Below are 6,402 nucleotides of genomic sequence, written 5' to 3' on the forward strand. Positions count from 1 at the left end.
AAAGGCGATGGCCTCGATTTCGAGATCGACGTCCCTCGGAAGCCGGGAGACCTCCACGGTCGATCTCGCGGGCGGGGAGGAGGGGAAGTAAGAGGCATAGACCTGGTTCATCGCCTGAAACTGCCCCATGTCCCTGAGGAAGATATTGACCTTCACCACGTCTTCCATCCCAAGCCCTTCCGATTCAAGGATCCCCTTTAAATTATCCAGGACTTGTCGGGTCTGATCCTCGATCTTGCCTTTGACGATCTCCCCGGTCGAAGGGTCTATGGGAATCTGCCCCGAGAGAAAGAGAAAATCCCCTGCCCGGATGGCCTGAGAATAAGGCCCGATCGGTCTGGGCGCCCTTTCCGTAAAGATAACCTTTTTACCCATGGTCCTCGCCTCCTCTGATCGACTCCCCTTCTGTTGTGAGCTTTACCATTGAACAAAGGCCCGTGACATCGTTCAGGATGTAATCGGCTCCTGCCTCCTCAAATTCCTCCCGTTTGATCCTGCCGGTCAGGACGCCGATGGTCACCATCCCCACCTTCTTCCCGGCCTGGATGTCGATCAGGTGATCGCCCACCATGGCCGCCTCCCCTCCAGAAACCCCTAAGACCTTTAACACGAGGTTGAGATGCTCGGGATGGGGCTTGACCTTCCTGACGGAGTCCCGGGAGATGAAGACATCGCAAAAATCGTCGATCGCCGGGAAAACCCTCCGGACCGCCTCCTCGCAGTTCCGGGTGATGATCCCGATCTTTAGCCCCGCTTCCCTCAACCCCCGCAGGACCTCTTCCACCCCTGAAAGGAGCCTCCCCTGGTCTGCGGCCTCAAGCTCCACCTCCTTCAGGATGCGATGGGCCTCCTCATAGAACGTTTGAGCCCCGGTGGGATTCTCCTCGCGGAGGAGGGGATAGACTTCGTCGATGATCTCCAGGAGGTACCTTTCCCGAATCCTCTCCTCCCTCAACCCGTATTGGCGGATGAGGGCGAAGACCCGTTCCCGCATTAGGGAGAAATCGATATTCAGGACGGCCAGCGTCCCATCGAAGTCGAAGACGATGGCCTTGAGGCCTTGTAAGGGACTTTGCCTCATGAGGGGGCTATCTCATCTTTTCGGGTCGGCGGCCTTCCTCGGAGTCAGGTGGGGTTTCGAGATCCGCTTCACCCTTTCGGTAGGCTCACCTTGTTTTAAATCCCGATCCGTGATCCCCAGGCAATAGAGGATCCCCTTCATATGCTCTTTGGTGAGGGCGCCGTCGGCGACCTTCTTCAAGACCTCTTTCGCATTGAAGGCGATCCCCAGGCCTGCGTTGGCCACCATGATCCGGTCGTTCGAACCATCGCCGATGGCCACGACCTCCTCGCGGCTGACCCCTTCCCTCTTGCAGATCTCGTCCATGATCTCGGCCTTCCTCCGGGCATCGATGACCCTTCCTTTCACTTTTCCGGTGAGCCTTCCGGCCCGGATCTCCAGCTCGTTGCCGAAGGCATAGTCGAACCCAAGCCTCTTCTTCAAATAGTCGGTGAAGTAAGTGAACCCTCCGCTGATGAGGGCGATCTTGAACCCCATCTCCTTCAGGGCGGCGATCAATTCCTCGCTCCCCTTGGTGAGCCGGAGGCTCCGGGCGATCGATTCGAGGCTCTTCACCTTCAATCCCTTCAGGAGGGAGACCCTGGCCCGAAGCGATTCGGTGAAGTCGATCTCGCCTTTCATCCCCCTCTCGGTGATCGTGGCCACCTCCCTCTCCAGGCCGAGGACCTTCGCCATCTCGTCGATGATCTCCCCGTCGACGATCGTCGAATCCATGTCGAAGACGATCACCTTCTTCCGCCTCTTGAAGAGGGCCTCGGGCTGAAAGACCACATCCATGCCGATCTCCCTGGCCACCTCCGAAAGCTCCCGCCGAAGCTCGGAAAAATGGGCCTTGCGAAGATCGACGGCCATCTCCATGGCCAGGAGTTCCCCTCGGGCGATCATCTTGATCCTTTCGATATTACAACGGTGACGGGCGAATACCTTAGAAAAACCCGCCACCACCCCGGGACGGTCCGTTCCGAGGATGGTCAGGATATAGGGTTCTTTCGTCTCCGCCAGCCGGAGGCCCTTGAAGGCATGAAGCGGGGTGGCGGTGATCTTCACGTCCAACTCCCTGGCGAGCAGGGAAAGGCCTCTCTTCAACTCCCTCAAGCGGAATCGGCCGCTTATGGGCTCGATGAGAAGGACCATCGTGAACTGGGAATGGATGACCGACTGTTCGATGTCGACGAGGTTGAACCCCTTTTGGTAGAGAAATTGGGTGACCTGGGAGACGAGGCCGACCCGGTCCTCGCCGATCACCGAGAGAACGTATAAGCCCTTTCGATTCGTATGGGGTTCAAGGGGCACGACCAGGCCTCCTGCGCCGAAAGAAATGGTCCAAAGACGTCCTCTCCTTACCACACCCGGGGCTTCAAAATCAACCGCCCATCGCCCCCTTCGGCGGTTGACAAGTCGCTCCTCCTTGGATATTTTTTAAAAAACCGATTTCGTCAAAAAAGAGGAGGGCTGAAGAGACATGACCCACGAGGACGAGGGAAGATACGGGCTCAAGCACCCCCCAGGCACGAAGGTGGACGAGGCGATCGCCAGGGCGATCAGGGAGAAGATGGCGGTGGGTGAGTTCACCTGCTCCATGGCAGAGGAGATCTCCAAAGAGATGAACGTGAAGATGTCCGAGGTGGGCCGGACCGCCGATCTCCTCGAGATAAAGATCAGGAAGTGTCAACTCGGCCTCTTCGGCTGGGGAGAGGGCGAAAGCCGTGGCAAGGCGATCGAGCCCTCACCCTCGGTGCCTCCGGAGATGAAGAAGGCCCTCGAAGAACTGGCCGAAAAAGGAGCGGTCACCTGCGCCTCCCTCTGGGGCCTTGCCGATCGACTCCGCGTCGAGCGGAGGGCCCTCTCCTCTGCCTGTGAAGCCCTGGGCCTGAAGATCCGATCCTGCCAGCTCGGGACCTTCTAAGCCTTCCCCCGAAAGGGACAGAGAAGGCTTCCGACCTTTCGGAGATAGGTATCTTAGGGATCTACAGATGGCTCATGAGGGACCTCCTGGAGGAACAAGAGGGATGACTTCGCTAAAGGAAAGGATCCGCGCCTCGTCGGGAGAGGGGAAGGTTGATCTCCTCATCAAGAACGGGAGGGTCGTAAACGTCTTCTCCGGCGAGATCGAGAAAAGAGATGTGGCCATTTTCGACGGCATCATCGTGGGGTTTGGCGACTATCCGGCCAAGAGGGTCATCGACGTCGAAGGAGACTTCCTCTGTCCCGGCCTGATCGATGGGCATGTCCACATCGAATCGAGCATGGTCACCCTTCCCCAATTCGCAAGGGCGGTCCTTCCCCGGGGGACGACCACGGCCATCCTCGATCCCCACGAGATCGCAAACGTCCTCGGCGCGGAGGGCATCCGCCTCATGGCCCGGTCTGCCGAAGCGATTCCCTTCAACGCCTATCTCATGCTTCCCTCCTGCGTCCCCGCAACGGGCATGGAAACCGCAGGGGCTGAACTTAAGGCGAAGGATTTAAAACCTCTATTTAAGGAGGAGCGCGTCATCGGCCTGGCGGAGATGATGAACTTTCCAGGGGTGATCCAGGGGGAGGACGAGATTTTGAAGAAGATCGAGCTGGCCAAGGGGAGGCGAATCGACGGCCACGCCCCCGGTCTTTCTGGAAGGTCCCTTTACGCCTACCTTACCGCAGGGATCCGATCCGACCACGAGTGCACGACGGCCGGAGAGGCCAAGGAGAAGTTGGCCAACGGGATGTGGATCATGGTCCGCGAGGGCTCCACGGCCCGAAATCTCAGAGACCTCCTCCCTCTGGTCCATGCCAAAAACGGAAGAAGATTCTTCTTCGTCACAGACGACCGCCATCCCCGGGAGCTACTCGAAGAGGGCCATATCGACTCGATGGTGAGGAGGGCGATTCAGGAAGGGCTCGATCCCCTCTTGGCCATCCAGATGGCCACCCTCAATGCGGCCGAATATTTCCGGCTCGACGATCTCGGGGCCATCGCGCCTGGATATCGGGCGGACATCGTCTCCTTCGACCACCTCGGTCGCTTCCGCATCAAAAAGGTCTTCAAAGACGGCGTGCTGGTCGCTGACGGGGGGAAACTCCTCCGGGCGGCGATGAAAGGGTTCCCCTCCTTCGAACGGAAAGAGGCAAAGAGGTTTCGCATCAAACCCCTCACCGAGGAGGCCTTCCTCCTCCGGAGCGATCGGTCCCTTGCCAAGGTGATCGAGGTCATCCCCGACCAGATCGTCACCAAAAAAGGGATGAAAGAGATCGTCTTGAGGGAAGGCGTCGCCTTGCCCGATCTCCAGCAAGACATTCTAAAGATCGCCGTGGTCGAAAGACACCGGGCCACGGGGAATATCGGCCTCGGTTTCGTCCACGGCTTCGGCCTCAAAAGGGGAGCGATCGGGTCGACCGTGGCCCACGACTCCCATAACCTGGTCATCGTCGGAACGAACGACCGGGACATGCTGAAAGTGGCCGAGACGATCCAGGCGATGGCCGGGGGTCTGGCCGTCGTTTCGGAAGGGAAGGTGCTGGCCGACCTCCCCCTGCCGATCGGGGGATTGATGTCCGAGCAGTCGGTCCTCCAGGTCCACCGAAAGATGGAGCGTCTGCTGAGGGCTGTAAGGTCGCTCGGGTCCAGACTGGCCGACCCCTTCATGACCCTCTCCTTCCTCTCCCTGCCCGTCATCCCGGAGCTGAAGATCACGGACAAGGGTCTGGTGGACGTGAACCAATTCAAGATCGTGCCGGTCTTCGGGGAGGATTGAACCTGAATTCGGTGGGACCCCATAAGCATCAAACACCACGGATTGGAAAGGGAGGAATTCGATGGACTGGGATCTGGTCTTGAAAGAGGCGACCTCATACTTGCAAGAGTATATCCGGATCAATACGGTCAATCCCCCTGGAAACGAGATCGAAGGGGCGAAATTTCTCAAAAAGATCTTCGATGCCGAAGGTATCCCCTCCCAGATCTACGAACCCTCACCGGGTCGAGGAAGCCTTCTGGCCACCCTAAGAGGAGAGGGATCGAAGCGACCCCTCCTCCTTCTCCACCACATCGACGTGGTGCCGGTCGAGAAGGAGGCCTGGGACGTCCCGCCCTTTGAAGGGGTGATCAAAGACGGCTTTCTCTACGGCCGGGGAACCCTCGACTGTAAATCCCTCGGGATCCTCGAGCTGATGGTCCTCCTCCTTCTCAAACGTCAGGGGATCCCTTTAAAGAGAGACCTCCTCTTCTTCGCCGCCGCCGACGAAGAGACGGGCGGAAGGTGGGGAGTCCAATGGGCCATGGAGAACGTCCCTGCCCTCAAAGAGGCCGAATATGCCCTCAACGAGGGAGGCCATATCATCCTCGACGACAACGGCACGCCTGACCGCTACGCCCTCTCCAATGGCCAGAAGGTCATCTTCCAGCTCCAACTGAAGGCCAGGGGGACCTCCGGCCATGGCTCCATGCCCCTCGGAGACAATCCCAATGTCAAGATGGTTCAGGCCCTGAACTCCCTGACCCGTTGGGAGACGCCCTTCCACGTGATCCCGACCGTCAGGGAGTACTTTCGAAGGATGGCACCCAAGCAGCCTCCCTATGAGCGAGAATTCTTCGAGGACATCGAAAAGGGGCTTCAAGACGCCACCTTCACCACCTGGTTGATCTCCAACCCCGTTTACAATGCCATGCTGAGAAACACCCTCTCCCTGACCGTCCTCAAGGGAGGGACCAAGGCGAACGTCATCCCCTCGGAATCCTCGGCCATCCTGGACTGCCGTCTCATTCCCGGCACGGACAAGGAGAGGTTCCTGAAAGAGGTGAAGGCCCGTCTGGGAGAGGAGATCGAAGTATCGGTCCTCTCGGAGAGCCAATCCCTTCCTCCCTCACCCCTCGACACGGAACTCTATCGGGCCATCGAAGCCTATGCTTCGGAGAACGACCCGGGCTGTCCGATCGTCCCCTTCCTCCTTCCCGGGGCCACCGACAGCCGCTTCCTGAGGGAGCAAGGGATCATCACCTACGACTTCTGCCCCCTCCGATTGACCGAAAAGGAGCTGATGAGGGTCCACGGCCACAATGAACGCATCGGCCTCAAAACGTTCGGTTTGGGCCTCAAGGCGATGTTTGGCATGGTCCAGAGGGTGGCTTCCTAAGGGATGTCGAGCTACGAAGGACCTTTCCCGGCCACGAGAACGCCCCGTGACCTCTCCAACCGGTTCTGACCGAAGAGATTGATTTTTCGGTGAAAGAAAATTAAGATGATGGACGATTAGTTTAAAAAGGAGGAGCCACACCCGATGAAATATGTCTACCTGTTTGAAGAAGCCGATGGAAAGAACAAGAAGCTCTTCGGGGGAAAAGG

At 58.5% G+C, this 6,402-nt stretch carries 7 protein-coding genes; 4 read left to right on the forward strand and 3 right to left on the reverse strand.

Annotated elements, in window-relative coordinates; genetic code table 11:
• The 3 genes from N3G78_14445 to serB form a co-directional block, all read right to left on the reverse strand.
• A partial coding sequence (locus N3G78_14445; GenBank protein MCX8119115.1) for a RidA family protein occupies positions 1–375 on the reverse strand: 375 nt, incomplete at its 3' end.
• Positions 368–1,081 carry an HAD family hydrolase gene (locus N3G78_14450; protein ID MCX8119116.1) on the reverse strand — a complete coding sequence of 238 codons (714 nt, stop codon included), beginning with the start codon at positions 1,079–1,081 and terminating at the stop codon, positions 368–370. The genes N3G78_14450 and N3G78_14445, both read right to left, overlap by 8 nt.
• 12 nt (positions 1,082–1,093) lie before the next feature.
• Entirely contained in the window at positions 1,094–2,374 is a 1,281-nt protein-coding gene (serB, locus tag N3G78_14455) for a phosphoserine phosphatase SerB (GenBank protein MCX8119117.1), read from the reverse strand.
• 169 nt (positions 2,375–2,543) lie between these two features.
• Between serB and N3G78_14460 the strand changes: the two genes are divergently transcribed.
• From N3G78_14460 to N3G78_14475, 4 genes are all read left to right on the forward strand, one after another.
• On the forward strand, positions 2,544–2,987 hold the full coding sequence (locus N3G78_14460; protein ID MCX8119118.1) for a hypothetical protein: 444 nt from the start codon (positions 2,544–2,546) through the stop codon (positions 2,985–2,987).
• Between the two features lie 103 nt (positions 2,988–3,090).
• Complete coding sequence (gene ade, locus N3G78_14465) at positions 3,091–4,815, forward strand: adenine deaminase (GenBank protein MCX8119119.1); 1,725 nt, start codon at positions 3,091–3,093, stop codon at positions 4,813–4,815.
• Between the two features lie 61 nt (positions 4,816–4,876).
• Positions 4,877–6,193: a M20/M25/M40 family metallo-hydrolase gene (locus N3G78_14470; protein ID MCX8119120.1), complete on the forward strand. Its 1,317-nt coding sequence runs from the start codon at positions 4,877–4,879 to the stop codon at positions 6,191–6,193.
• A gap of 144 nt (positions 6,194–6,337) precedes the next feature.
• The coding region (locus N3G78_14475) for a hypothetical protein (protein MCX8119121.1) at positions 6,338–6,402 on the forward strand (65 nt) is incomplete at its 3' end.

The organism is Thermodesulfobacteriota bacterium, from assembly GCA_026415035.1.
Classification (GTDB): domain Bacteria; phylum Desulfobacterota; class BSN033; order BSN033; family UBA1163; genus RBG-16-49-23.

Excerpts from the sequence above, each read along its gene's own strand:
- ade (MCX8119119.1), top strand. The coding sequence starts at position 3,091 with ATGACTTCGCTAAAGGAAAGGATCCGCGCCTCGTCGGGAGAGGGGAAG.
- N3G78_14460 (MCX8119118.1), top strand. The coding sequence starts at position 2,544 with ATGACCCACGAGGACGAGGGAAGATACGGGCTCAAGCACCCCCCAGGC.
- N3G78_14470 (MCX8119120.1), top strand. The coding sequence starts at position 4,877 with ATGGACTGGGATCTGGTCTTGAAAGAGGCGACCTCATACTTGCAAGAG.
- N3G78_14450 (MCX8119116.1), bottom strand. The coding sequence starts at position 1,081 with ATGAGGCAAAGTCCCTTACAAGGCCTCAAGGCCATCGTCTTCGACTTC.